This is a genomic window from Acinetobacter sp. AKBS16 (assembly GCF_002899995.1).
Lineage (GTDB): Bacteria > Pseudomonadota > Gammaproteobacteria > Pseudomonadales > Moraxellaceae > Acinetobacter > Acinetobacter baumannii.
The window spans coordinates 1-273 of the sequence record NZ_POYH01000102.1 but is presented as its reverse complement, the minus strand read 5'-3'; the positions used below and the strand labels follow the sequence as shown (position 1 = coordinate 273).

Below are 273 nucleotides of genomic sequence, written 5' to 3'. Positions count from 1 at the left end.
TATCCATTAAAACTCTTACTCAGTATTGCAAAGATTGCTCGTAGTACTTATTTCTATCACATGAAAGCTGTACGCTCTAATGACAAATATACTGAGTTAAAACAGCAGATTAAGTCCATATATCACAAGCATAAGGGATGCTATGGCTATCGTAGAATTACTCTTGCCCTGAAAAGTACAGGAATAATAATCAACCATAAATGTGTATATCGCCTTATGAAAACCATGGGAATTAAATCACGTATCAGAGCATTGAAATATCGCTCATATAAA

1 protein-coding gene is annotated in these 273 nt (G+C 33.7%); it reads left to right on the top strand.

The features are described from left to right. Nucleotides 1-273, top strand: a 273-nt coding sequence (locus C1642_RS20150; RefSeq protein ID WP_146035362.1) for an IS3 family transposase, incomplete at both ends; no start/stop codon positions are given.